30 protein-coding genes are annotated in these 23,199 nt (G+C 58.1%); 2 read left to right on the top strand and 28 right to left on the bottom strand.

Annotation, left to right across the window (positions count from 1 at the left end):
• Positions 1-8: 8 nt before the first annotated feature.
• The 26 genes from ACUN8H_RS05340 to ACUN8H_RS05465 form a co-directional block, all read right to left on the bottom strand.
• Positions 9-1,010, bottom strand: a complete 1,002-nt coding sequence (locus tag ACUN8H_RS05340; RefSeq protein ID WP_445531122.1) for a phage late control D family protein — start codon at positions 1,008-1,010, stop codon at positions 9-11.
• A complete protein-coding gene (locus ACUN8H_RS05345; RefSeq protein WP_445531123.1) occupies positions 1,007-1,450 on the bottom strand; it encodes a phage tail protein in 444 nt (147 codons plus the stop codon). Before ACUN8H_RS05345 ends, ACUN8H_RS05340 begins: the two co-directional genes overlap by 4 nt.
• A gap of 11 nt (positions 1,451-1,461) precedes the next feature.
• Entirely contained in the window at positions 1,462-4,542 is a 3,081-nt protein-coding gene (locus ACUN8H_RS05350; RefSeq protein WP_445531124.1) for a phage tail tape measure protein, read from the bottom strand.
• Positions 4,543-4,564: 22 nt separating this feature from the next.
• On the bottom strand, positions 4,565-4,702 hold the full coding sequence (locus tag ACUN8H_RS05355) for a GpE family phage tail protein (RefSeq protein ID WP_445531125.1): 138 nt from the start codon (positions 4,700-4,702) through the stop codon (positions 4,565-4,567).
• A gap of 26 nt (positions 4,703-4,728) precedes the next feature.
• Complete coding sequence (locus ACUN8H_RS05360) at positions 4,729-5,094, bottom strand: phage tail assembly protein (RefSeq protein ID WP_445531126.1); 366 nt, start codon at positions 5,092-5,094, stop codon at positions 4,729-4,731.
• Positions 5,095-5,155: 61 nt separating this feature from the next.
• Positions 5,156-5,668 (bottom strand): phage major tail tube protein, encoded by a 513-nt coding sequence (locus ACUN8H_RS05365; RefSeq protein WP_445531127.1) that lies wholly within the window; start codon positions 5,666-5,668, stop codon positions 5,156-5,158.
• Positions 5,669-5,705: 37 nt separating this feature from the next.
• A complete protein-coding gene (locus ACUN8H_RS05370; RefSeq protein ID WP_445531128.1) occupies positions 5,706-7,214 on the bottom strand; it encodes a phage tail sheath protein in 1,509 nt (502 codons plus the stop codon).
• Positions 7,215-7,840: 626 nt separating this feature from the next.
• Complete coding sequence (locus tag ACUN8H_RS05375) at positions 7,841-8,185, bottom strand: alkaline phosphatase PhoX (protein WP_445531717.1); 345 nt, start codon at positions 8,183-8,185, stop codon at positions 7,841-7,843.
• Between the two features lie 174 nt (positions 8,186-8,359).
• Entirely contained in the window at positions 8,360-8,779 is a 420-nt protein-coding gene (locus tag ACUN8H_RS05380; protein ID WP_445531129.1) for a DUF4376 domain-containing protein, read from the bottom strand.
• A gap of 145 nt (positions 8,780-8,924) precedes the next feature.
• Positions 8,925-9,965, bottom strand: a complete 1,041-nt coding sequence (locus ACUN8H_RS05385) for a phage tail protein (protein ID WP_445531130.1) — start codon at positions 9,963-9,965, stop codon at positions 8,925-8,927.
• On the bottom strand, positions 9,958-10,578 hold the full coding sequence (locus tag ACUN8H_RS05390; protein ID WP_445531131.1) for a phage tail protein I: 621 nt from the start codon (positions 10,576-10,578) through the stop codon (positions 9,958-9,960). The genes ACUN8H_RS05385 and ACUN8H_RS05390 overlap by 8 nt, the downstream gene beginning before the upstream one ends.
• Positions 10,571-11,482, bottom strand: a complete 912-nt coding sequence (locus tag ACUN8H_RS05395; RefSeq protein WP_445531132.1) for a baseplate assembly protein — start codon at positions 11,480-11,482, stop codon at positions 10,571-10,573. The genes ACUN8H_RS05390 and ACUN8H_RS05395 overlap by 8 nt, the downstream gene beginning before the upstream one ends.
• Positions 11,479-11,817: a GPW/gp25 family protein gene (locus ACUN8H_RS05400; protein ID WP_445531133.1), complete on the bottom strand. Its 339-nt coding sequence runs from the start codon at positions 11,815-11,817 to the stop codon at positions 11,479-11,481. Before ACUN8H_RS05400 ends, ACUN8H_RS05395 begins: the two co-directional genes overlap by 4 nt.
• A complete protein-coding gene (locus ACUN8H_RS05405) occupies positions 11,817-12,386 on the bottom strand; it encodes a phage baseplate assembly protein V (RefSeq protein WP_445531134.1) in 570 nt (189 codons plus the stop codon). Before ACUN8H_RS05405 ends, ACUN8H_RS05400 begins: the two co-directional genes overlap by 1 nt.
• 90 nt (positions 12,387-12,476) lie before the next feature.
• Positions 12,477-12,932 carry a phage virion morphogenesis protein gene (locus tag ACUN8H_RS05410; protein WP_445531135.1) on the bottom strand — a complete coding sequence of 152 codons (456 nt, stop codon included), beginning with the start codon at positions 12,930-12,932 and terminating at the stop codon, positions 12,477-12,479.
• Complete coding sequence (locus ACUN8H_RS05415; protein ID WP_445531136.1) at positions 12,929-13,414, bottom strand: phage tail protein; 486 nt, start codon at positions 13,412-13,414, stop codon at positions 12,929-12,931. Before ACUN8H_RS05415 ends, ACUN8H_RS05410 begins: the two co-directional genes overlap by 4 nt.
• On the bottom strand, positions 13,411-13,548 hold the full coding sequence (locus ACUN8H_RS05420) for a hypothetical protein (RefSeq protein WP_445531137.1): 138 nt from the start codon (positions 13,546-13,548) through the stop codon (positions 13,411-13,413). Before ACUN8H_RS05420 ends, ACUN8H_RS05415 begins: the two co-directional genes overlap by 4 nt.
• Positions 13,532-13,882, bottom strand: coding sequence for a hypothetical protein (locus ACUN8H_RS05425; protein ID WP_445531138.1), 351 nt, complete (start codon positions 13,880-13,882; stop codon positions 13,532-13,534). Before ACUN8H_RS05425 ends, ACUN8H_RS05420 begins: the two co-directional genes overlap by 17 nt.
• Positions 13,879-14,691, bottom strand: coding sequence for an N-acetylmuramidase domain-containing protein (locus ACUN8H_RS05430; RefSeq protein ID WP_445531139.1), 813 nt, complete (start codon positions 14,689-14,691; stop codon positions 13,879-13,881). Before ACUN8H_RS05430 ends, ACUN8H_RS05425 begins: the two co-directional genes overlap by 4 nt.
• A 1-nt stretch (position 14,692) precedes the next feature.
• Positions 14,693-14,965 (bottom strand): phage holin family protein, encoded by a 273-nt coding sequence (locus tag ACUN8H_RS05435; protein WP_445531140.1) that lies wholly within the window; start codon positions 14,963-14,965, stop codon positions 14,693-14,695.
• Positions 14,965-15,306, bottom strand: coding sequence for a putative holin (locus tag ACUN8H_RS05440; RefSeq protein WP_445531141.1), 342 nt, complete (start codon positions 15,304-15,306; stop codon positions 14,965-14,967). Before ACUN8H_RS05440 ends, ACUN8H_RS05435 begins: the two co-directional genes overlap by 1 nt.
• 22 nt (positions 15,307-15,328) lie before the next feature.
• Positions 15,329-15,544, bottom strand: coding sequence for a tail protein X (locus ACUN8H_RS05445; RefSeq protein WP_445531142.1), 216 nt, complete (start codon positions 15,542-15,544; stop codon positions 15,329-15,331).
• Positions 15,541-16,002, bottom strand: a complete 462-nt coding sequence (locus tag ACUN8H_RS05450) for a head completion/stabilization protein (RefSeq protein ID WP_445531143.1) — start codon at positions 16,000-16,002, stop codon at positions 15,541-15,543. Before ACUN8H_RS05450 ends, ACUN8H_RS05445 begins: the two co-directional genes overlap by 4 nt.
• Positions 16,003-16,106: 104 nt before the next feature.
• On the bottom strand, positions 16,107-16,787 hold the full coding sequence (gene gpM, locus ACUN8H_RS05455; RefSeq protein ID WP_445531144.1) for a phage terminase small subunit: 681 nt from the start codon (positions 16,785-16,787) through the stop codon (positions 16,107-16,109).
• Between the two features lie 37 nt (positions 16,788-16,824).
• The gene (locus ACUN8H_RS05460; protein ID WP_445531145.1) at positions 16,825-17,838 is read right to left on the bottom strand and encodes a phage major capsid protein, P2 family; all 1,014 of its coding nucleotides are present in this window, start codon (positions 17,836-17,838) and stop codon (positions 16,825-16,827) included.
• A 56-nt stretch (positions 17,839-17,894) separates the two neighbouring features.
• Positions 17,895-18,707, bottom strand: coding sequence for a GPO family capsid scaffolding protein (locus ACUN8H_RS05465; RefSeq protein WP_445531146.1), 813 nt, complete (start codon positions 18,705-18,707; stop codon positions 17,895-17,897).
• A 112-nt stretch (positions 18,708-18,819) separates the two neighbouring features.
• Here ACUN8H_RS05465 and ACUN8H_RS05470 point away from each other — a divergent pair, with 112 nt between their 5' ends.
• On the top strand, positions 18,820-20,643 hold the full coding sequence (locus tag ACUN8H_RS05470) for a terminase large subunit domain-containing protein (protein ID WP_445531147.1): 1,824 nt from the start codon (positions 18,820-18,822) through the stop codon (positions 20,641-20,643).
• The gene (locus tag ACUN8H_RS05475; protein ID WP_445531148.1) at positions 20,640-21,710 is read left to right on the top strand and encodes a phage portal protein; all 1,071 of its coding nucleotides are present in this window, start codon (positions 20,640-20,642) and stop codon (positions 21,708-21,710) included. Before ACUN8H_RS05470 ends, ACUN8H_RS05475 begins: the two co-directional genes overlap by 4 nt.
• Before the next feature lie 374 nt (positions 21,711-22,084).
• Here ACUN8H_RS05475 and ACUN8H_RS05480 read toward each other — a convergent pair whose 3' ends face one another.
• Positions 22,085-22,336 (bottom strand): hypothetical protein, encoded by a 252-nt coding sequence (locus tag ACUN8H_RS05480; protein ID WP_445531149.1) that lies wholly within the window; start codon positions 22,334-22,336, stop codon positions 22,085-22,087.
• Positions 22,337-22,735: 399 nt separating this feature from the next.
• Positions 22,736-23,194: an META domain-containing protein gene (locus ACUN8H_RS05485; RefSeq protein WP_445531150.1), complete on the bottom strand. Its 459-nt coding sequence runs from the start codon at positions 23,192-23,194 to the stop codon at positions 22,736-22,738.
• Positions 23,195-23,199: the final 5 nt, after the last annotated feature.

Below are 23,199 nucleotides of genomic sequence, written 5' to 3' on the forward strand. Positions count from 1 at the left end.
TGTGGGCGTTAGTTAGGAGCGACGTGTTCGCCGTTGCGGGTTTCGAGCTGTAGGGCGGTGGTGTAGCTGGATTCAGTGAGGTTGTGAGTGACTTCGGTAATGATCCACGGCGTTGCGTCTATTTGTGGTTTCCAGCCGATGCACCATACCGGCGTCTCCGGGTAGATCTCGGGCTCGCCGACTGCCTGGGTAATTGAGAAATAGGCGGTCCCGCGTTGGAGGCGTTGCCATTCTGCCTGGGCGGCGTCGAGTGCTTCGGCTTCACTGGCGTAGGTGTGGCGGATCTGCTGGGCATTTTCCGGGTCGCCTACGGTGACGGCTTCGCGGGTGGCGTGGGCGGTGTTATTCCATAGGGCGGTCACGCCGGTGTAGGCGTCTCGCTCGGCCATTAGGTAGCGGTGCTGGTCGCCCGCTTGGCGGCGCAGTATGAACGGCGGGATCTCTAACCCGCTGGCCGTCGTTGCCTGCCCCATGGGTACGAATATCAAGTTGCCGCTTTTGACGGTGGCCACGGCGTCGAAGCGTTCCGCCAAGCGCGTTAGGAAGTGAAGATCGCTTTCATCAGTTTGATCAATATGAACAACGCGAACGCCCGCCAGGGTGGCACCGACGCTGGGGGTGAGGTCATGTCGTTTGGCAATCGTGGTGATGATGTCGCGCACGGTCACTTCATCCCAGCTCTGGGTACGTTTGCCGGGTAGGCCTTGGCGCATATCCGCACTTGAGGCGCGGATGCTGAGCGTGTCCGGGGCGCCGCTGTGTTCGACTTCATCGACGGTAAACGTACCGCGCTCGGTTAGCGCTTGGCCTTTCCAGCCGATAGCCAGGGTGATCTCGGCGCCGGTGGGCGGTATATCGAGCATGCCGTCGTCGTCGGTTAGCGTGATGTCGAGTTGGTCGGCTTGCATGCCGCGCCGGTCGTGTAGCGTGAGCGAGGCAAGGCGGGCGCGAAACTCGGGGCTAATGGTTTGGCCCTGTAGGGTGACTCGATAGTCAGGTTGCATGCTCATGCCAGCGCCCCGGTGAGTGCGCGTAGGGCGCTGCTTTCGAGCACACCAAGCAGCTCGGTTCTGCCTTCGTCGATGCGGGTTAGTTTCAGATCAAAATCGATTTGCTTGGCAGCACCGTCGCGGAAAAATTCGCTTTTGCGCTCCTGTAGATCGGTAATCGCAAACATGCCGTAGTAGGTGCCGGTGCCTTCGATCAACGGCCATGCTTTGCCCTGGTCGGCCAGGGCGCGGAGCATGTCGAGGTTTTGCTGGCCACCGGTGAACATGGGCAGTAGCTGGCCGGTTAGTCGAATGGTGTCGTCGCCGGGGCCAAGAAATTGATGGGTAGGCCGCGCGTTAACGCGGCTTTGGCTGGCGTGGCGCCAAGTGGTTTGCCGCTGCAGCTCTTGGTAGGCGGCGGTGGAGAGCCCAAACACAAACATGCCGTAGCTCATCATCATGACTAATACCCTCAATCGTTATCGTGGAAGTTGCGGCGACTGGCGGCGGCGGCTTGCTGCTGGGCTTGCTGCAGGGCGCGTTGTACCTGCTCATTGACCAGCCGCGCTAACGCTTGCTCATCCATGCCCGGCGCGGCCTGTACGCTGATATTGATACCGCCATGGATATGCAGCCCGCCGCTTGATTGGCTGGTGTGGCTTTGCAGGGGCGGGCGGGCGTCGATTTGTAGGCTGCCGGTGTCGACGTTGGCGGCGGCGCCGGTGGAGAGCCCCGCGCCGAGGATGAGACCACCGGCGGCGTTGCGTAGGTTGTTAGATAAGGCTCTTACTTTTTCAAGTGGGCCGTCTGAGTCGCCTTCGATACCGTTGGCTAGACCCTGCATGGTGTAGCTGCCTAGCTGCGCCCATACGCGGCTTGGGCTGTGGATCTCTTGATCCCGTTTGAAAATTCCGGTGATGAAGTCGCCTACGCCGGTTACCTTGTCGCGTAGCGCCTGCACTTTGGAATCTATGCCCGACATGATGCCGTCCATGATTGAAGATCCCAATTCGCTAAAGCTTTGAGGTAAGTCGACTAGCAATTGACGTATGCCATCACGAAATACACCGCCGATGAGCGCGCCCGGCGACCAATCACGAATCAACTCCATGACTGCCACTAAGCCGGCTCCAACCCCTTGAAGCACTGACGAACTGAATTCAATCAGAATACGGCTCAACTCTGCGACAAACCGCAATGCGTTACCCAATGCTTCACCAAAGGCGAACCCAGCACTGGTTGCCTCTTCAAATTGCTCACTTGTTAACTGAACCGGCGCAATCAGCTCTGTGAACCACCCCCATAAACTTTTAACGGTATCGACAATGCCCGTTAATACCGGCGCAAATGGCGTAAAAATATCCAGCACCGCGGAGAAAGCGGCGCTCATCTCGGCGGCCACTGGCCCCATGGACTCTCGCAAGCCCTGCCAAAAGCCAATGAAAAACGCTTTTATAGGCTGCCAGTATTTGTAGATGGCCAAGCCCGCCGCCGCTAATGCGGTGATCCCTGCAATTATCCAGCCGATAGGTGTGAACATGATGGCGATGGCCAGCCACTTGAAGGCGGCGACCGCTGGGGCTATAACGGCTTTCATCCCACTCATCACGGCCCCCATGACGCTAAAGCCCTGAGTCATAATTCCTAGCCGAATACCTAAATTGGCCATTGCGAAGCGGGTAAACAGCAGCGGGCCGAGAATGCTGGCCATCATCATGGTCACGGCACCGCCGACGGTGGCCAGGGCGATCAAGCCCGCCGTGACTTTGGCGATGGTACCGGTTAGCTCTGGGTTGGCTTTTATCCAATCGCCGACGCCGCGCGTGATACTGGTGATGTTCTGGATTAGTTCGCGTAAGGGGCCGTCGTTAGTATCGGTGATGCTGATGCCGACCTCTTCCCAGGCGCTGCGCAGGTTTTTCAGGTCACCGCCGACGTTATCGGCCATGACTTCCGCCATACGGGCGTTTTCACCGGCGTTGTGCTGCAGGGCGTTAATCAGTTCATCCAGCATTCCATCGGACATGCCATTGACCAACTCGGTCATACCGGAACCGGCTTCCGCGCCGAATATTTTTGACAGCATGGCGCGGCGCTCGACGTTGCCGAGGTCGCGGGTGGCGTTGTTGAGGTCGCGGAGAATATCGGGCATGGCGCGCATATTGCCGCTGGTGTCGGCGACCTGCAGCCCTAGCGCTTCCATGGCTTCGCGGCCTTCCTTGGCGGGATCGGTTAGGCGGTTGGCCATGGCGCGCATGGCGGTACCGGCCATGCTTCCTTGAATACCGATGTTACCCATCAAGCCCGCCATGGCGGCGGCTTGCTCCATGGTGAGGTCGAGATCTTCCGAGCCACCCAGATATTTCATCGTGTCGCCGAGCATTTCCAGGCTGACGTTGGCGCGGCTGGCGGTACCGGAGAGGATGTCACCCACGCGCGCCATGGCGCCTTCGGCTTCCATGTCGATCTTGAAGGTACCGGCGATATTGGAGGCGATGTCCGCCGCGCGGGCTAGCTCGGTATTGTTGGCCAACGCCAAGTTCAAGACGTCGCGCATGGATGATTGAATCGCCTCGGCACTCATGCCGGCGCGCAGCAGGAACTCTTGCCCGCCGCCGACTTCGGTCGCGCTGAATGCGGTGGAGCCGCCTAGGTCGCGGGATTGCTGGCGTAGCGCTTGATAGCGTTCATCGTCGGCACCGAAGCGGCCGACGGCCTGTAGGGTGCTCATCTGTTCGCCCCAGGCGATGCCTGGGGTGAGCAGGCGGCTGGCGGCGTAACCTTGGGCGATGCCGGTACCGAACATTCCCATGCCGACGCCTTGGGCGCGGGCGACGTTGCCCATGCCGTTTTGGTAGCGGTCGCGGGCTTGGGTGAGGCGGCGTTGGCGGTCGGCGACTTCGGCGAGGTGGCGTTTTTGTTCCTGCAGCGAGGTGTTTAGCCGTTCCTCTTTTGTGCGCAGCTCGCGGGCGCTGCGACCGAGGTTGTCGGTGCTGATGCCCGCTTCGTCCAGGCGCGTTTTTAGGCCGCGGATGCGCTCGGTTTGGGTGGCGTGGTTCTGGGTGAGTTTTTTGACCTCTTCGCCTGCATTGCGGGTGCGGTTGCGGTATTCACGCATCGCGCGGGCGGAGCGGTCGAACTCGGTTTGTTGGCCGTGCAGGCGCACGCGGGCGCGTTCTAGCGAGGCGCTTAGCTGGTCGCTGGGCTGTTTCGTGCGCAGCAGTTCTTTAGCTAGTCGGTCGTATTCGCGGCGGGCGACGGTTAGCCCTGACTTGATACCTGCATGGGCTTCGCGTTGCTGGTCGAGCGCTTGGGTGTACTGGCGGTTGCGTTCGCGGGCGTCATGCATCGCGCGGGTATTAGTGCGTAGGGCGGCGTTGGCTTTGCGGTAGCTGGTGACGTCGCTTTGCTGACGCTGCAGCTCTTTTAATTGGTCGCGGGTTTCGCGCATGGCTTGGCCGGTTTTGCCGGTGCTTTCGCGCATGCGTTTTAGTGGGCCGGTGACACGGTCCACGGCGTTGAGCATTACCTGCAGTCGTAGATTACGTGCCATCGGCTTTCCTATTTGCTACGTGTTATTTGCCCTGCTTACCTTTGGGCTTGTTGCCTTCGTGGCGTTTTCGGGCGCGCTCGCGCCATTCCATTAGCTCGTCCAGTTCCATGCCGTCCATGGCTTGGGGTCCCCAGTGGAACACCATGGCGAGATCCGCCATGGCGTCTTCGACGAACTCGGGAATGCCTAGGCTTCGACTTCCTTGTACTTTTTTGGGGTTAAAAAACCGTTCAGCGCCGTGCCTAACTGGATGAGGTCGACGATGTCCATGGTTTTCAGCTCGCCTTCGGTGAGGGCGGGCGAGGTGATGCGGGGCAGCACTTTGGAGAGGGCGGCAACGTCCAGGTTCATGACGTCCACGACGCTGACGCCACGCAGGCCACCGGCCATGGGCTTACGAATAGTGATTTCATTTACCAGCGTTTTGCCTCGCTGCAGCGGGGTTTCCAGCTCGACCACTTCGGTGGCTACGCCTGGGGCGGTGGCTGGGGTTTCAGTGGCTTGCTCTTCGGCTTGGGCTTCAGTGCTTTGGCTTTCGGTCTTGTCAGTCATTGCTGTGGCTTCCTATGGATTGGGTTTGGCCGCCGGGGCGGCCGTGGTGGTTGAGTGAGGGTTAAAGACCGAGCGCGCGGCGGCGTTCGGCTAGGCGATCAACGCCGCGGACGGTGAACACGTAGCCGGGGACGTCGATCTCGACGATGACTTCGCCGTCTACCGTGAGCTTGTAGTAGCTGCAGGTGGTGGTAACGCTTTGCGTGTTGTTGTCGCCTTTGCTGGCATCGCCCATGCCAATAGTTTTATGTCGGCCGCGTGTGACGACCTCGACCGGGATAACGCCGCCGTCTTCGTCGGATTCGTAAGAGCCGGTGAAGCGGAGCAGGGCGGCGTCGTGGACGGGGCTGCCGAAGCTGTCGAAGAGGCCGTCGATGATGAGGCCGCCGGGCGTCCACTCAAACGTGATGAGCTCATGGCCGTGGTCGACCTCAATCGGGCCGCCCATGCCGCCGCCTTCGTACTCGACCATGCGGAGTGCTAGTTCGGGCAGCGTTAGTTCGGGGATTTGGCCTTGCCAGTTGTTGCCGTCGCCGAACAAATTAAAGTCTTTAAGAATGCTAGGTAATGCCATGTTGGCTTGCTCCTGTTAGTGCGCTCGCTAGCGGCGGTTAAGCGGCGACGCTTTGGGCGAATTCGGCGAGGTAACGGTCGGTGATGCGCTGCTGGAACATTAGGTTTTCTAGCGGCGGTACCGGTGTGTAGTCGTAGTCGATGTAGAGCTTGCCGCTTTTCAATACCTCTTCGCTGTTTAGCTCAGGATCGAACCAGGCGGAGCCGCCCAGCAGATAACCTTGGCGTATCCATTCGCGGAACTTGGCGTTGATGCCTTCGATAATGTCGCGGACCAAGCTGGGGTGCATGGGCATATCCACCGCCCACAGGTGCGCTTCGGCGATGGTGTCGGCGATGACTTGGGCGGAGCGCGTGTAGTTCTCGAACGCAAACAACGGGTCGGCGCTGCAAGTGCGTGATCCCCAGTAACGAAACCCTGACTTGTTGATGAGCGTGGTGACGTCGGCCGCGTTGAGGTAGCCCGCGTCGGTCGCTGGATCTTGCAGATCCCAGAACACTTCCTTGGTGATACCGGTCACGCCATTTACCGGACGGTTGGAGAGCGTCTTGTGCCAGCCGAATTCGTTATCCAGCCGGGCGCGGAGGCCAAGGGCTTTGGCGACCGCGGAAAGCGGGCGGGTGGCTTCGGCGTCCACGTCGAAGGATTGCCAGTTGGGCCAGATCACCGTGGTTTCTCGGGCGCCAAAATTTTCTCGGTACATGACCGCTTCTTCTTTGGTGTTGCAGCCGTGGGCGGAAACGTAGACGAAGGCGCGGAGCTTCTGGGCGATGCCGATTAACTCGCTAGCGACGCTTTCGTTGTCGAGTTCAGGAACGCCGAGAATGCGTGGCTTAACGCCAAAGCGTTGTTCAGCCGCCAGTAGCGCTTGCATGCCGGTTTTCTTGCCGGAGGCTTCCACACCGCCGATGACGTTGGCGGTAGTTTCTGCATCGTCCATGCCTTCCGCCACGCGCACGATTACGCAGAGCGCGCGGGTTTCTGCGACGATGGCACGCAGCGAGCGGGCCAAGGTGCCACTGGTACCAGCATCGCCAATGGCGCTATAAATATCGGTGACCAATACCGGGGTATTGAGCGGGAAGCGCGGATCGACGCCACCGGCGAGCGATACGAAAGGCTGAGCGTTGACGATGCCCGCGCCGGTCGCGCCTTCCTCAGCAGCGGCGACCAGGGCGGCGGCTTCGGTGCTGGCATTGACGGCGGTGACGATCTCGGCGGCGGTGCTGGTAATTGCGCTATCGATATCGGTGGCGAGGCTAACGGTGATGTCGTTATCGGTTACCGTGACGGCCAGGGCGGCGGAGGCGGTCGCCGGATCGATGTAGCGCACGCGAATAGCGTTGGCTTCGGCGCCGTTGGTGGTGGCTGTATAGATAACGCCAGAATCAGCGGCGGCAAAGCTGATGGTTGCCTGGGCGGCGGTGCCGTCGTCGGCATTGGGGGCGGTTGCCACAAGCCCGATGACCGCTGTGGCAACGGTGCGAATCGGTCGGGTGCCTTCGTTAATTTCAATGACGCGAACGCCGTGATGATAATCGGCCATGGGTGCTTGTCTCCTGCAGGCTCAAGCGGGGTGAGGTTGCGGTGCTAGTGGAGACATGGTGTGTGGCTTACGCGCGAGAGGGTAGCGGCGGGCGTTGTGCGAGGGGGGCTGGACAGGTTCTTGTGACACGGGCAAAAAAAAGCCCGCCGAGGCGGGCTTATGTGGGACTGGCTTACAAAAGAGTTGTCCAGTAGGGCCACATAGTTAACGTCATATCGAGCAGTCCTGAAAAAATATTTAACAAAACCACCATGACGTCTAAATACTTCATTTTACACTCCTAACGCTGACGCGTAGGTAGTGGGGCTAAGCTAGACGCTCAAAATGACCCTTGAAATGTGAGTCACGATTGAGCTATCTTTGGCCCGTTGATAGTAAAGCACTGCTTAACCCCAGTTGTTTTCTAATTAAAAGCCCTTTGTCTTAGCCGGACGGGGCTTTTTCGTATGTCCTGACCGTGCCGTCAGGACATTTCGCATACTATATATAGACCATTAGAAAATCAATTCGCGCATATGTGGTATTTTTCATCCACAGGTTATTGACAGCTAATACCCAATGTTGTCTCTGAAAATGAAAAACCGCCCCCATAAAGTAGACGGTTGTTTTAGTGGCATAAAAGCGTATTAAACGGCGATTTTTCCACCATCCAACTTCTGAATCACTACGGTAGAAGCACGAGGACGTACTGTTCCCGTGGTATTAATAGTAGCGTCTTGATCGTTCTGGTTCTGGTTCGGGTCGGCGGGCCAGTTACCAGGGTGCTGGATATTGATGAACATCGCCGTCTTGTCCGGCGTTGCGAACACACCCGTCACTTCACAGCCATTGGTGCCGACTAAAAAGCGCTTGATTCTACTAGCCTTTTTTCTATTTTTACTTGTAGGCCTGTAATTTATAGACTCCTCTTTGGTGGCTGAATTAACATCATACGCGTTGCGTAGGGATTGTATAACGCTTGCCTCTACTATCTATAACGTGTTTAAAAAAAATAATGAATACCCATTTAATATCAGTGCCTTACTCTTTTTCTGGTCGCCGCACGCTATAGACCATCTGTTTTGGTCAATTAGCTATTGGCATAGCGCGTGCCCCAGAATGCAGAAAGCCCGCCAAAATTTGGCGGGCTTTTTGTTGGTTGGTGACTACCAGGTTATGGCTTCGAGGGTTTCGCGGTCTTCGGATTCGAGTGCCGCCTCGATCTCTGCTTTTCTTTGCCAGCTTTTGGCGTATTGCTGGCTGACGTGGGCTTGGGCGGCGTCGGCGAGGGCGAGCATTTCGCTGGCCGTTAACTCATAGGTGGCGTTGCTTTGGGCGCGGAAGTGGAAAACTTCATCGGTGTGGCGTTGGGCCGATACGGCTAGGCCGGTGAGGTTTTCACGGTCGCGCTGGCGGGTTTGGACGATGTCGTCGGTTTCGCCGAAGGTGTGGGTAAAGCCTTCGTTAATGGCGGCATCGCGTGCGCTGTCGAGTTCGGCGCGCTTGCGGGCGGCGAGGTCGGCGAGGTTGGCCGGAGGGATTGGCACCCACGTAGGACGGCCGTTCTCATCTGCGCCTCGCTGCATGCCCACGGGCGGCTGTCCCTGCCCGTATGTTTTCCATTCTTCGGTTGTAGTTTTTACGGCATCGGCGGGCCATGACCCACTACGCTCGTAATCCTTTTTTGCAGCTGAATTTAAAAATGTGTTTAACGATGCGCTGTAGTGCATATCAATACCCTAGGTGTATGAGGAATAAGGGAGAATTCGAAAAAGCGCCATTTTGATTAACTGTCGCAAAATTAAACGACGTCAGGGTGTTTGCTTCTACTTTGACGTTAGCCGTATCTATTCCCGAAAACCCTCCGAAGAACGTGCCTACAGAACCGAAATACTGATTTGGAAACGCAACGGGAAAATTCCCAGGGATTTTACCCACTGAGCTAGATGTATATTTCCCCCACTGCATCACAAAACCGCCCATCCAGCTCGGTAGAAATATGTAGCCGACTTGACCGAAGGAATAAGAGAACCCCCATCGCAACTTCTTAGGCGTGACTGCCGTGGTGTCATCCTCCCCCGCATCGACCTGTGCTTGCGTCGCCACTTTGAGCATGCCCGCGACGGTCTCAGTCGCTTGCTTGACCCATTGCGTTGCCCAGGCTTTGAGCTTTTTCGGTGTGACAAAGCGGACATCGTTTGCGCCGGTATTGACCATGGTCTGATCTGCGACGCGGGCCATGCCCTGTTCGGCTTCTGTCGCCTCGGGATGGTTGCGGCTTGCTTCGTGCTCAGTGCGCTGGGTGTCGACGTATTCGCGTGTAGCGAGCACCACGCTGGGGTCGATCTTGAGCTGCACATTGGCGGTGTTGCTGAGGATGAGGTGCATACGCACCACTTGGTTACGACCGGAGCCTTGCGCGAGCAGGGGCTTGTAACTGGGGGGGCAGTTGGCTACGGCGACAAAGTCGCCATCCACATCTTCAATACCTAGCTCGCGTATCCACCAGCCGCCGATATCAGGCGGCAGCACCACTTCCGCCACCAGTATGGCGGGGTTATCCGGGTCGACGGATAACTGATTGATGGCGGCACGGTGCACCTGGTTAACCAATTGGGCTTGGCCAGGGGCCGGCACTGGGTCGTTGCCGTTGGCATCGCCCAATAGCAGGTGGGTTAGCTTCCAGGGAATTTGCAGTGCATTGGCGTTGGATTGCTTGGCCTCACCAATGGTGGTGAGAAAGCCGCCGAAAGTAGAGTTTTCGTCAATCATAGAGATATACATCCAGCGTGTCGTTGAACAAGGGGGTTAGCGCGTGGGCGGTGAGGCACTGCACGTGTAAGTCGGGTGTTTGCCAGGGCAGCACTTCGAGGGTGTCACCATCAAACATGCCCACGCCCACATAGCTGGTAACGCGGGTGCTTAGTGTTATATCCAGGCCTGTGATGTGGCGGGTCAGCGGTTTGGCGTCGTCGATCAGCCTTTCCAGCTCTTGGTACATTTCATCGCTGATACCGGCATCGAGCACACCGATTCTTAGGGAGAAGGTGCCCGGCTCGCCTTCGGGCTCGGTCTGCCACCATTCTTCTATATCGAGCAGGTAGCCGAGCGGCTCGACGACGCGGCGTAATGCGGCGATGGTGCCTTTTTTCCTATGCACGTAAAACGATTTGGCGATGACGTCGCGCTTTGCTTCGGTGCTCCAGGCTGGGTCCCAGCGATCCACGGAAAACGCCCAGGCGAGATAGGGCAATAGACGCGCTTCGCAGGTGTAGGGGTTCCATAGCTGACGCAGCAGCACCGGCACGCGCTGAATATCGGCGAGGGCTTCGGCGGCGGCGCGTTCCAGGCGGCTGGCGTTGCCGGGTAAGAGGTGTTTATTCATCGCTGCCACCTATGGCGATGCTGGTGGCGGTGCAGTGGGCGGCCTGGGTGTCGTCGATGATGACATCGGTGGCGGGCTGGCTGAGTTCTACACGCTGGACGCCTTCGACGTGTAGCGCGGCGTGGATGGCTGAGATACGAATATCTCGACCAATGCGGCGCTGGGCAATGATGTAGCGCTGTAATGAGGCGGCGGCGGCATCGTGTATTGGTTCTTGCTCTGGTCCTGGGTAGAGGTAGAGCGTGGCGGCTATTTCATAGCTGATGATGGCGGCGGTTTGCACGGTGAGGCGGTCGCCCACCGGCCTGATATCTTCGGCGGATAGCGCCTTGTTGACGATGTCGAGCAGCGCCTGGCTTGCGGTGCCGTCGCCTTCGGTGGATAGCACGGTGACGACAGCCACGGCGGGACTTGGGCTGATGGCGGCGGCATCGGCGACGCGACCATCGGCAGATAGGGCGTGGAATTTGTAGGCACCGCGCGGCCCCGCGACGCTGAGCCCTTCCCAGGCACGCTGGGCGCGTAGGCGTAGATTGGTGTCGTCCTCAAACGTGGGCGGTACCGGCGGTGTGGCGTTGGGGTCGCCGGGGCTTACCGTTAGGCGATGTACTTCGAAATTGGCGACGAGATTGTCGAGGTCTTCTTGGCTGGAAAACGGGATCATGACGGCGTGGGCGGCCTCGTTGAGGCGCTGACGCCAGACGAGTTCGCGGTAGGCGTTCTCTTGTAGCAACTTGGTGAGCGGTTCGCTTTCGAGCTGCAGGGTTTGCTCGACCGCGTCGCGCTGCTCGCTGCTGACGAGTGCGAGCAGCGCCGCTTTGCGCTCGGCGAAGATGGCCTCAAAATCGAGGCTTTCGATTACGTTGGGCGCGGGGAGCTGGGAGAGGTCGATGGTGGTACTCATGCTATTGGCACTCCCGCGGTGAGGGGCTGGCCGTCGGCGGTTTCACCGATTAATTCCATGATGGCGGCACCGGGGTTTTCGGTGCTGACGATGCGGCGGGTACCGGTGATTTTGATACGCGGCTCCCACTGGCTAACGGCGATGACCGTGGCGGCGTAGACCTGCATTAATAGGGCGTCGCTCATGGGCATATCGAGCAGCTCGGGCACTAGGCTGCCGTAGTCGCGGCGCATGACGCGGGAGCCGATGGGCGTGGTGATGATGTCCGCGATTGATTGGCGGATATGTTCGATGCCGTCCAGCTGTTTTCCGGTGTTGACGTTCATGCCTGCCATTAGATTGGCCCCTGGGTGTTGCCATTGCCGGTGGCTACGCCGCTGTGCTTGTGGTCGCTGCCGACGTTTTTGCCGTTATGGGTTTTTGTGCCGCCGGTTTGTGTGTCGCTGCCGTCGCGCTGCATGTCGCCCTGGTGGTTGATGTTGCCGACCCATTGGGTGCCGCCGGGGGCGTGGATCTCGATAGAGCCCGGCAGGTTGATGCGTAGCACGCTGTTGGCGTGGTCGTATTCAAAAAGACCGCCATCTGGAAACTGGCGGGCGATTTTGCCGGGGTCGTTGCTGGGTGGTTGGGCGCTGAGCTGGAATAGGCTGGGCATGGCGACGCCGTTGGCCAAGTCGCCGCCGGGGGAAAGAATCATTACCTGTTCGCCGACGGTGGGCGGGTTCCAATCGCGGGTCGTTCCCGCGCGGCCACTGGCCCAGGGTAGCCAGCCGGTGAGTAGGGCGCCGGATCTCACGCGCACGGCGGGTAGGCGCTCATTGGGCACGCCGTGATCCACTTCGGCGATGGCACCAAAGCGGATCAGGTTTTGAATTAGGCGGAGTAGTTCGGCGATATTGTTCATGCCGCCAATGCTGCGGCGGTTACGCGCGAGAGGGTAGCGGCTAGCGTTGTGCCAGCCGCTTTGTACAAGGTGCGGGACAAGCGGCGGTGTTTAGTTGGGCGGGGTGAGGTGGTTTAGAACGCTATCGGCGATGCGGTCGGCGTCTTTGGCGGTGATGCCGATTAGCTCGCGACGGGCGTATTGGTGCTGGGGGCCGCCGGGTTCGACGCGATCCCTTAGCCCATAGTGGTGAACGCGTGCGATGCGGGCGACGCGACCGAGAAAACCCATTTCGGCGGTATCGGCCGTGGTTTTAATGCGTAGGTATTTGGCGGTGCGGATCTTCGTGAACATGGCTTTGCGGCGGATGCGGCCACTTCGCCCGCGTAGCTCTGTGCGTGGCTCGTACGGGGTGCCGTCGGGGTTGGTTTGGGCTTTGATGCGGTCGCGGTTTGCGATGCGTAGGTCGCGGGCGACTTCGCGGGCTAATACCCGGCGCTCTTTGGGTGACAGCTTATTGATAAGTGGCGTTAACCACTCTTCGAGCTGCTGCAGTTCGTCGCTCATTGCGGGCTATCCCATGCCGCTTCCTGGGTGAATTCGTCGGACCCTGGGTGCTTGACGTTGAGCTGCCAGCTTTTGGCCGGGCAGGCGTCGGCGGGGTATTCGGGCATGCGGTGATGGGCGTCGATGCTGCCGGTTTCACAGTTGACCAGGGCGACGACGCGTTCGGTTAGGCGCACGGTTAGGGCTAGATCCCAATGGGTGTTGCTTAGGATCTCGGCTTCTATTTGGACGGCTTCGGCTGGCACTAAATCTGGCTCGTAACTGTTGAGCCATTGCAGCAGCGGGATCATGACCGTGTCGAGACTGCCGGTGTAGTCGGTGATGATGATTTGGGCATCGACTGTGTATTGGTGGCTTAGGTTGGTACCGCGCGAAAACATGACCTTGCCGTCGTTGACGAAAGTGTGTAGCTGCTCGGGGTTGCGCTTTAGCTCGGGCACTGAGGCGAGCAGGTGTTGGCGTAGTGATTGGAGCTTGATCATTCGAGGGTGTCCACTAGTCCGTTATGCCTGGTTGCGCAGGCGTGGTATTGGCTGGCCCATTCGCGCATCGTTAGGGTGACGTCTTCGCCGGTGCCGGTGGTGAGTAGGGGCAGCACGCTAGGGCAGCGCTGCATTAGGTTCTGTTGAATCGGGCGCGGTTCCGGCGGCGGCGTGGTTGAGCAGGCTGATAGCGTCAGGGCCAAGGCAAACGCGCTGATAAATCGGTTTTTGAATTTCACGGATTATTCCCCTATCGATTACCCGCTCGTTGGCTTGGAGTTCGCCCAGGCGCTGCTCGATGTGGGCGGCGATCTCTGATTCGCGGTTCATGGCCGCGTCGATGGCTTGTTGGGCGGCGCGCTCGGCTGTCAGGGCGTGGCTGTCGTTTTGCCAGTGGGCGACTTGGTAGCCTGCGGCGAAGGTGCCGGCCAGCGCGGCGGCGCTGGCCAGGAAGGTGAGTTTGTTCATGCTGCCAGCCTCATGCTCTGATCGTGGCGGCGGTAGGCGGCGGCTAGCTTGGTGTCGTAGTCGTTGGCGGCGTAGTTGGGGCCGTTGTAGCGGCTGGCGAAGCCTGCCCAATCGTGACGGCGCAGCGCGGCATGAATGCCTTTGTCTTTTTCGACGAAGCGGACGAAGGCGTCGAGCTGGTTGGCTTCGTTGATGGCCATATCGGCGGCGTAGTTTTCAGCGGATTCGTAGCCCAGGCGCTTCCAGTGGAACCCCATAATTTGAAAGAGCCCCCAGCTTGCGGATTCAATCGACGCGCCGGTGTGGATCTCGCCCGCGCGTTCGCGCCGGTTGTGTTCGCGGTGGCCACCGACATAACCGCCGGGACTGGCGTTGACGATATCGGGCTTGGCGCGCTGGTACGGCAGGGGGTTAATGCCGTGGTGCTGTAACTGGCGGCGCATGATGTGGCGTTCAAAGAGGATGATCGGCACGCCATTACGCGGGCCGCCTATGTGGAACCCTTTACCACGGCTTTCGACTTCGTTTACGGCCATCACGGCGGCTAGCTCTACGCCGAGACGCTCGGCGGCGTTGACGAGGTCTATCTGGCGTAAAAAGCGACCTTCTTTGACGCCATGAAGTAGCGCGCGGGTTTTCGGGCCTGCGATGCCGTCGGTGACTAAGCCTTGTGCACGCTGGTAGCTGCGGACGGCTTGCTCGGTTTTCGGGCCAAAGTGACCGTCGACGCTTGCTGGGTAACCGGCGGCGGATAATTCGCGTTGCAATGCGGTGACACTTGGGCCTATCGAGCCTTGGCGTAGCAACATGTTATTGTCTCCGAAGCGGGCGAATGAGGTGGGCGACGTTGCCGCCGGTGCGGATTAGGCCGACGGCTAACGCCACCATGGCGGCGGCGATGATCAAGCGGCCGTTTTCGTTGGTCGGGGGGCCAAAAATCACGGCGCAGGTGGTGACGACGATGATTAACCATGCGGCGAGCGCGATGCCTGGGCGGTAGCGACCGGCGCGGCGGCGGAATGTGAGCAGCCGGGCAATGACGACGAGCGCGGCGGCGATGGTGATTAAATAGGTGATGCTCATTAGCGACCCCCTAGCCATTTTTTAAGGTCGAGCGTTTTTACTCCTTCAATCGCTCTTAACCCTGCGGTGACGGATACGGCAGCGGCGATAAACGCAGCGACGGCAGTGTGTTCCAGCATGCCGCCGAGGGTAGCGGGGCCGCCGAGGTAGCCGATGCAGAATGAAATAAACAGGTAAACAAGACGCTCGATCAGCCCTAGCTCTTTAGCGCTCATTACAAATAACGTGGCGCCGCAAAATGCGCCTACCACTGCGTTGGCGTCGATGCCGGGTAGCGAGCCAATCACCACGGCGGCGAGGCTTGCTGTTCCGGCGGCTGCCATGGTGCTTGGTTCGGCCATGTGATCCCCTTTTATGATTCGATCAGCTCCAAAGCTGAATTTTTGGCTTTTTGGTTTCGCGGGTTTCCGGTGGCGGCGGTAGCGTGACCGGTGTTCCCTCTTTGAGCACCGGGCCTTGCTCTGCCAGGTGCGGGTTTAGCTGCAGCGTTTGCTCGGTAATCGCGGCGGTTTTGCCGTAGACGCGGTAGAGCAGGGCGTCCAAGGTTTCGCCTTGATGGGCGCGCACCGTGCGTTTCATATCAGCTCTACGGTGGTGTGGTTGCGGCCGGTGAGTTCGGCGATTGCCCAGCGGGCATCGGCGCGGTAGTCGTCGGCGGCGAGGTCTTTGGCTTCGCCGCGTTCGTCGCCTTCGCCGGTCGCTGAGGCGTCGCGGTAGCGCTCTAAAAGATCCGCTTGAGCCTGGGCATAGACGGCGCGGTTATAGAGCAAATGGAGGTCGCCGGGGGTTTGCCAGGGTTCGACCGGTACTTCGTCGATAGTCGCGCGTCCGCTTTCTTGCTGTTCGGCTTGGTATTCCGCCAACTGTCGGTTTATGTCTGCTATTGCGGCGCGCAGTGATGTCTTTAAGCGTTTTGGCGTGACGTTGTGGACGCGCTCTTCTTCGCTGAATTCGTTGGGGTCGATCTCGGGCCAAAAGCCGTTGTTGGCTATAGGGTCTAGCGGCGGGCTTGTTGGGTTGGTGCCGTGGGCGATCATGCTGGCCACCTGTTAAAAAAGAAGGGGGTGGATCACTTCGCGCGAGGCTGAAAGCCCTTGCTTAGCGATGCCCCCTTGCCGTCGGGGTGCGACTCGGTTGGCGGTCAGGCGTTGGCCTGTTCGCCCTGTTTTTTGATTGCGCTTTCTAAGCGCTGGATATCCTGCTTGACGCCGATTTTGTCGTTTAGCTCTAAAGCGCGTTTGAGCTGCGCCAGGGCGCCTTCGTTATCTTCGGCGGCGCGGAGGGCGTAGCCGTAGTATTTGTGCACTTTGGCTTTGATCTCATCGTGCATATCCGCATCACCGATGATAGCCACGGCGCGAGCCATGACGTTGGCGAGGGCGTCGGCGTCGGCATCTTCTTTTGCCAGCTGGATCTTGACGCCTTCGGCGATCTCTTCGGCCAACACGCTAACGGTATTGCGGGCGTAGCGGTCGGGCGTATCGAGGTTGTGTTTCACGGCGTAGGCACCAATTTGAAGGGCTTTTTCGTAATCGCCGGTGTCAATGCACCAGATCATGAGCGTCATCAAGACATCGTCTTTTGCGCCTTTGCCTTCGCCTAACACGCCATCGACATAGGGCATGAAGTCGGGCAATAGCTCGCGCTTCTTCTCGACCTTGTGCTCAATCGACTTTATGTCTTTTAGGGAGCGAGTTGCTTCATAAAGCGCGCGGTTGTAAAGCTCGTATTGCTCGCCTTGTTGCTGCTCGCCTGGGGTCGCGGTGCCCGCCGCTTTCGCGGCGGATACCTGCTCAAAGTGTTTACGGGCTGGGCTTTTCATCTAACCCCCTTTTTCAGCTAGCTGGTGGCTTTGCCGCTTATTCAGCGAATTCGATGTTTTCTACGAGGCAGCCGAAGCCGTAGTCTTCAACGACATAGGCGTCGTTGGAGCTTTCGTAGTTTTCGATGCGCTTACGCTTGGGGTTGTCCAGCACGTAGCGGCGGCGGCTGCCTAACTGCCAGTAGAGCGAGAGGTTAGATAGCGAGGTGATCAGGATGGAGCCATCCGGCACGAACGGGGCGCGCACTGCCTGCAGGCCACCGACACGCTTTTGACTGATGATCAGATCCAAGGCGCGGGCTTCGGTAGGCGTTTCGGCGTTTTGCTGGATTAGCGGGAAGTATTTATCCGCTAGCATTTTACGGCCCATGATTGCGACGAGGCCGGTGTCTTCGCGGTACCAGGGTTCGATCATTTCGTTGACGGCGTCGAATACCAGGGCGTCTAGGTTGGCGTAGTCGCTCGCGGCGCCGACCGTTACTTTTCCTGATGCGGCGACGACTTCACTAAGCACGCGCGCGGGTGCATCTTCGCGGTACTTTTGCAGCCAGCCTTTATTGACGTCTTGCAACATCGGGTTAGCGGTGCGGTCGGTTTCGGCGGCGACGCTTACACCGTTAAAGCCGACCATGATGCGGTCGAGTGCTTGGCGGCGAAGGATGGCGTTACGTACGCGGGCTTGGAAGTCTGGGAAGCGCGCCCAGGCGTCGAGCGATGCCCACGGAAGATGGGTATCAAATTCGGTGCTAAAGCATTCGTAAGTGTTGGCAGTCAGCGAGGCGAGATTACGGGTTTCGCGCTCATTGGCATCTACGTTGGTGCGACCGGCGATGGGGCCGGATACGCCGACGCCTACTTTTTGCCCTTTGATCTCATCGACGCCGACCATGTTGATGCGGCCAAGGAATTCGCTGGATTCCTGCATGGTCGATTCAAGCGTTTGCTGAACGCTGGGTTCGACGTTGAATTGCTCGCTCGCGCTTTTTACGCCGCTTAGGCTGGCTAACCGATCCCGGTACTGGTTGAACTTGATACGTGTATCGTTGCGCATTGGTGTTATCCCTAGAATTTAGTGGCTCTGGCGGCTGGCTTTTGGTTGGCCAGGGCTTAGCAGTCGGTTAGCTGTTCACCGCCGCCGGTGGCGGGGGCGCGATGCTTGGTGTCTGGTGTGTTGTCGAGCTTGGTGTACAGCTCATCGAAGCTTTTCTGCAGGGCGTCGTGATCGGTTTGCAGCTTGCTGAACTGGGCGGCGGTGGGGCGGGTTTCCAGTTCGTCGGCCAGCGAGTTGTAGTGCTCGGCGACAACCTCAAGCGTGCCTTCCAGCTCGGTGCGGAACGCTTCAAAGCCCTGCGTAGTTTTGGTGTCGTGGCGTTTGAACAAGCTGGCGATTTTAGCTTTCAAGCCTTCGGAGGCCGGCGGCTTCTCCTCGGAAAAATCCATCTCGACTTCGACGGCTTCGGTGAAGAGGTTGCCAGCGTGTTGCTTGCGGCTTGCCAGCGGTGATGCGGCGCCTTTTTCACGACTGAATGCGAGCATTTCAGTACCCAGCGAGGCCGGGGAATCCGTTACCGCTAGGCCTTCAAGGTAGGCTTCGCCAGAATCTGCAAACTCTGGGTTGACTTCGATGCTGGTGTAGACCTTTTGGCGGCGCTTGTTGATTTCCTTTAGCTGCTCGGTTGGCTCGATTTCAGCAAACAGCGCGAGCTTACCGTCTTCTACCTCTTTGGCTTCTAGCGAGATTACGTCACCCAGGGCATTGAAAACGCTATCCGCTGTCATGCCGCGTAGGTGCTCCATCCAAATGCGGGCGCCGTATTTTTTGGGGTCGTAGTTGGCGGCCATCTGCTCAATCCACTTACGTAAGATCGTGCGGCCATCGGTGGTTGCGCCTTCGGTAGCAACGCGGAATTTTTTCTTCATGCTGGGCATCCTGAGCGGGTTGGCTGATCAATAGCGCTCAGGTTCCGCGCGTACGCCTTTCGGCTCAACGTTTGCGCGTTGTGCGAGGTTTGCATGACAAAGCGGGGCAGGCGTGGGCATCGCGCGCGACGGGTACGCTGGCGGCATGACGACGACAGCCCCCGACCCGATCCCCAGCGCTACTGACTCCCCGCGCATGATTGCCCGCCACCTCTACTGGCAGGGGTGGCGGGTTGCGCGTATTGCCGAGCATATTGGCGAGAAAGCACCGACGGTTCACAGTTGGAAAGCCCGCGACCGTTGGGAGGATTCAACGCCGACCGAGCGCGTTGATTGCACGCTTGAAGCGCGCATGTGCCAGTTGATATGGAAGGCGAAAAAAGAGCCCGGCGACTTTAAAGAGATAGACTTGCTCGGGCGACAGATTGAGCGGCTGGCCAGGGTCCGTAAGTATGACGAAACCGGCAACGAGGCGGATCTAAACCCTAATATCGAGGCACGCAACGCGGGGCCGAAGAAGAAGCCGAAGCGTAACGCCCTGGATGAAGAACAGACCGAGGCACTGGAAGAGGCGTTTCTCGACTCGCTATTTGAGTATCAAGCGGTTTGGAATGAGGCGGGGCAAAAGCACCGCATTCGTAACATTCTCAAGTCTCGCCAGATTGGCGCTACTTGGTACTTTGCCCGCGAGGCTATCGTCGATGCGTTCAAGCATGGGCGGAATAAGATTTTCCTTTCTGCATCACGCGCCCAGGCGCATATCTTCCGCAATTACATTATTCAGTTCGTCAAAGAGGTTTGTGATGTCGAGCTGAAAGGCGACCCGATTGTTTTGGATAACGGCGCCGAACTGCATTTTCTGGGCACCAACTCCAAAACCGCCCAGGGCTACCACGGTGACGTTTATCTCGATGAGTATTTCTGGATTCATCGCTTTGCTGAGTTCCGGAAAGTCACCAGCGGCATGGCCATGCACAAAAAATGGCGGCAAACGTATTTTTCGACGCCGTCGAGTGTTGGTCATGAAGGGTACCCGTTCTGGAATGGTGAGCTGTTCAACAAGCGGCGTAAGAAGTCGGAGCGGGTCGAGTTTGATGTCAGTCACGATGCGCTGAAAGACGGCAAGCTCTGCCCCGATGGCCATTGGCGTCAGATCGTGACGGTGATGGATGCTATCGCGGGCGGCTGTGACCTTTTCGATCTCGATCAGCTAAGACTTGAATACTCGCCGGATGAGTTCGACAACCTGCTTATGTGTGGGTTTGTCGATGATAGCCAGAGTGCTTTCCCGCTGGCGGCAATGAAGAGCTGCATGGTCGATAGCTGGGAGGTTTGGGACGACTTCCGGCCGTTTGCGCCGCGCCCGGTGGGTGATCGGGAGGTGTGGATCGGTTACGACCCCACCGGCCAAGGCGAGGATGGCGACGGCGCTGGGCTGGTGGTGGTGTTGCCCGCGCGCAGCAGTGAGGAAAAACACCGCGTGCTGGAACGGCATCGGCTCAAAGGCCAGGACTATGAAAAGCAGGCCGATTTCATCAAGGCGTTCAGGGACAAATACAACATCGGGCATATCGGCATCGACACCACCGGCATCGGTGGGGCTGTCGCTGAGTATGTCGAAAAGTGGTTCCCAACGGTTATCCGGTACCGGTACGACGTTGCGCTAAAAACTCAAATGGTGCTGCAGGCTCAGCAGATCATCCGCAAAGAACGGCTTGAGTTCGATGCCGGCTGGTCGGATCTCGCCGCCTCGTTTATGTCGATCAAGAAAGAACTGACCAAGGGCGGGCAGCAATTCACTTACAAGAGCGGGCGCAACAAGGCGACCGGTCACGCGGATTTAGCGTGGGCGACGATGCACGCCCTGCAGTTCGAACCTATCGACGGCCCGGCAAATGAAGGCGTTGGCCAATCCTTAATGGAGATTTACGAATGACGACAACGACCGCTGCGGCAAAACCCCGCCATCGTGTTTATGCCTATGAGACTTCGACCGAAGCAAGCGTCCCAGCGGTGGCCGCCGATAGCAAGCGGATGGAGGCTTTTACGTTTGGCGACCCCGAGCCAGTTACCAGCATGCGTGACGTTTGGTATGAGGGTGTTTGGCTTACGCCAGATGAGTGGTATGAACCGCCGATCCCGTTGAGCGTGCTGGCCAAGAGCTACCGGGCAACACCTCACCATGGCAGCGCAATGCAGGTTAAGCGAAATATTCTACTGAAAACCTTTGTGCCCAATCAGCTGCTAAGCCGCCGCGATTTCAGCGCGTTGGCCCTTGATTATCTGGTGTTCGGTAATGGGTATTTGGAAGAGGTGAAAGGGCGGCTAGGACGGCGGCTGGCGTTGAAGCATCGCGCGGCTAAGTACATGCGTCGGGGCGATGACGACCGCTACTGGTGGATACCGAACTACATGGAGCGAGTAGAAATTCCCGATGGGCGGACCATCCACCTACTTGAACCCGACATCGATCAAAGCATTTATGGCGTGCCGGACTACATTGGTTCATTGCAAAGCGCCTGGTTAAACGAGAGCGCCACGCTGTTTCGTCGGCGGTACTACCTGAATGGCAGCCACGCAGGTTTTATCATGTACGTGAACGATGCCGCCCACGATCAGAAAGACATCGATAATATGCGGCAAGCTCTGAAAGACAGTAAGGGGCCGGGCAATTTCCGAAACCTGTTCCTCTACTCCCCCAGGGGTAAGAAGGATGGCGTTCAGATCATTCCGGTGTCGGAGGTGGCGGCTAAAGACGAGTTCTACAACATCAAGAACATCACGCGCGACGACCAGCTCGCAGGGCATCGCATCCCGCCCCAGTTGATGGGCATCATTCCACAGAATACCGGTGGATTTGGTGACATCGAGAAGGCAGCGCGGGTATTCGTTGCCAACGAGCTGGAACCACTGCAGGCGACCATGAGAGAGATCAATGAGCATGTGGGCGAAGAGGTCGTGAAATTCGACCCTTATACGCTGGACGATCCCAACGCCGAGTAAACCAACCCACCAATCGACGCCGCCCACCTGGGCGGCTTTTTTGTGCGCGCACACATAAAGCCAATTTTTAAATGAGACGCTTTAGTTCTCTTATTAGCTCTACGATTCGTTTTAAGCGCTCCTATTCTGGCCCCATCCCGACCACTCGCAACATTAGAACGCGCCTTACGCGAGCTGTACGGCCTGCCTACCCACCCACGGCGGCGACCCGCGCCGCGCTATCGTCACCCCGCCCCGCCCGCGCGCTAAATGTAGTGGTTTTTATGCACTATTACGGCATGCACTCAAGCCGCGCCACTGCTGGGCGGAAGGGCGGTTATAAGGGGTAATATTTTTATGCGTTTTCATGCGCAATTATGCAGTTTTTGCGGTGGTCAGTGGCAAGGCGTGAGGTAGTGGTCGGCAAGCATGGCCAGTATGGTTTTCCGGTGGCCTTCCCATGTTCGTTCGTCGACCACATCAGCGACGACGGTTGGCATTTCAGCGTAGGTAATCCATAGCTCGACAGTATCGGCAGGTGTTAGGCCGATCTTTGCGCGGTGGTTCTGGGCACGAATATCAAACTGAACGTAGTGGCCAGCATCGGTGGATTGGCGGAGGGAGTAGGTAAAACGCTTTAATTTCATGTGGCAACCCGGGCTCTATTTTCTACGTAGTACATTACCCTAAGCCAATGATTTGCAAAGCAGCTATTATCGGTTTTTACATAGATCATTTTCTTTTAATTTACTGTTTTATATATTTAATTGTTATATCTTGTAATCAGTAGGTCCCGGGTTCGACTCCTGGTGTCGGCACCACTGAAAAGTGGTTAAAAGTTAAGCGTTGGAGAATTAAATTAAGCCGTCCGAAAGGGCGGCTTTTTCGTATGTGTCTACAAAGTGCCAATGCGTAGTTTATCCACATCCTCTGCTTTAAACAGAGTGTGGATAACGCGCTATGCAGTGGGGGTGTTTCCGTCAGGGTACGTGCCTGTTAGCTGCCGTAAGATTTCATAACAACGCTTGAGCTTCGCATTTCTTTCTTTAATAAAGATGCACCGCTTCAAAGCTAGCCAGCGGTGCATCGTTATCATCCAGCAACTGAAGCCTTGCGCCTTCCAGGTGCCATGCGTTCGCCTGTTTGAGGGCGGTCAGGAAGTCCTGCTCAGTTTTCATCGGGGCAGCCGGGCAGGCCATTTTGGTGGTGGCGACCTGGTTGAACGCGATGCGCGCGTTCTCCACTTGGTAGCGGCCCGTTAGCGTATTGCAGCCGGTGGAGCCCGCTAAGCGAGAAGCATCTAGATGTAGCACCATGTGGGCTTCACGAACGTTTTCTTGCGCGGTGACCGGCGCGCCATCAACGTTGATCAGCTTCCAGTAAGTATTGACCAGCGATTCATCCGGGTACTTTGCTGCTTGGTGGCGATCAACCTCCGTTGACGAGCAGCCAGCGGCCACCAGAGTGATACTGGTCAATACGCAAAACATGAGTTGCCGAATCAATGTAT

The sequence above is a fragment of the Vreelandella sp. V005 genome (assembly GCF_052645115.1).

Coding starts and splice junctions, on each gene's coding strand:
- ACUN8H_RS05340 (WP_445531122.1), bottom strand. CDS start 1,010: ATGAGCATGCAACCTGACTATCGAGTCACCCTACAGGGCCAAACCATT.
- ACUN8H_RS05345 (WP_445531123.1), bottom strand. CDS start 1,450: ATGATGATGAGCTACGGCATGTTTGTGTTTGGGCTCTCCACCGCCGCC.
- ACUN8H_RS05350 (WP_445531124.1), bottom strand. CDS start 4,542: ATGGCACGTAATCTACGACTGCAGGTAATGCTCAACGCCGTGGACCGT.
- ACUN8H_RS05355 (WP_445531125.1), bottom strand. CDS start 4,702: ATGGCGGATCTCGCCATGGTGTTCCACTGGGGACCCCAAGCCATGGAC.
- ACUN8H_RS05360 (WP_445531126.1), bottom strand. CDS start 5,094: ATGACTGACAAGACCGAAAGCCAAAGCACTGAAGCCCAAGCCGAAGAG.
- ACUN8H_RS05365 (WP_445531127.1), bottom strand. CDS start 5,668: ATGGCATTACCTAGCATTCTTAAAGACTTTAATTTGTTCGGCGACGGC.
- ACUN8H_RS05370 (WP_445531128.1), bottom strand. CDS start 7,214: ATGGCCGATTATCATCACGGCGTTCGCGTCATTGAAATTAACGAAGGC.
- ACUN8H_RS05380 (WP_445531129.1), bottom strand. CDS start 8,779: ATGCAGCGAGGCGCAGATGAGAACGGCCGTCCTACGTGGGTGCCAATC.
- ACUN8H_RS05385 (WP_445531130.1), bottom strand. CDS start 9,965: ATGATTGACGAAAACTCTACTTTCGGCGGCTTTCTCACCACCATTGGT.
- ACUN8H_RS05390 (WP_445531131.1), bottom strand. CDS start 10,578: ATGAATAAACACCTCTTACCCGGCAACGCCAGCCGCCTGGAACGCGCC.
- ACUN8H_RS05395 (WP_445531132.1), bottom strand. CDS start 11,482: ATGAGTACCACCATCGACCTCTCCCAGCTCCCCGCGCCCAACGTAATC.
- ACUN8H_RS05400 (WP_445531133.1), bottom strand. CDS start 11,817: ATGGCAGGCATGAACGTCAACACCGGAAAACAGCTGGACGGCATCGAA.
- ACUN8H_RS05405 (WP_445531134.1), bottom strand. CDS start 12,386: ATGAACAATATCGCCGAACTACTCCGCCTAATTCAAAACCTGATCCGC.
- ACUN8H_RS05410 (WP_445531135.1), bottom strand. CDS start 12,932: ATGAGCGACGAACTGCAGCAGCTCGAAGAGTGGTTAACGCCACTTATC.
- ACUN8H_RS05415 (WP_445531136.1), bottom strand. CDS start 13,414: ATGATCAAGCTCCAATCACTACGCCAACACCTGCTCGCCTCAGTGCCC.
- ACUN8H_RS05420 (WP_445531137.1), bottom strand. CDS start 13,548: ATGCAGCGCTGCCCTAGCGTGCTGCCCCTACTCACCACCGGCACCGGC.
- ACUN8H_RS05425 (WP_445531138.1), bottom strand. CDS start 13,882: ATGAACAAACTCACCTTCCTGGCCAGCGCCGCCGCGCTGGCCGGCACC.
- ACUN8H_RS05430 (WP_445531139.1), bottom strand. CDS start 14,691: ATGTTGCTACGCCAAGGCTCGATAGGCCCAAGTGTCACCGCATTGCAA.
- ACUN8H_RS05435 (WP_445531140.1), bottom strand. CDS start 14,965: ATGAGCATCACCTATTTAATCACCATCGCCGCCGCGCTCGTCGTCATT.
- ACUN8H_RS05440 (WP_445531141.1), bottom strand. CDS start 15,306: ATGGCCGAACCAAGCACCATGGCAGCCGCCGGAACAGCAAGCCTCGCC.
- ACUN8H_RS05445 (WP_445531142.1), bottom strand. CDS start 15,544: ATGAAACGCACGGTGCGCGCCCATCAAGGCGAAACCTTGGACGCCCTG.
- ACUN8H_RS05450 (WP_445531143.1), bottom strand. CDS start 16,002: ATGATCGCCCACGGCACCAACCCAACAAGCCCGCCGCTAGACCCTATA.
- gpM (WP_445531144.1), bottom strand. CDS start 16,787: ATGAAAAGCCCAGCCCGTAAACACTTTGAGCAGGTATCCGCCGCGAAA.
- ACUN8H_RS05460 (WP_445531145.1), bottom strand. CDS start 17,838: ATGCGCAACGATACACGTATCAAGTTCAACCAGTACCGGGATCGGTTA.
- ACUN8H_RS05465 (WP_445531146.1), bottom strand. CDS start 18,707: ATGAAGAAAAAATTCCGCGTTGCTACCGAAGGCGCAACCACCGATGGC.
- ACUN8H_RS05475 (WP_445531148.1), top strand. CDS start 20,640: ATGACGACAACGACCGCTGCGGCAAAACCCCGCCATCGTGTTTATGCC.
- ACUN8H_RS05480 (WP_445531149.1), bottom strand. CDS start 22,336: ATGAAATTAAAGCGTTTTACCTACTCCCTCCGCCAATCCACCGATGCT.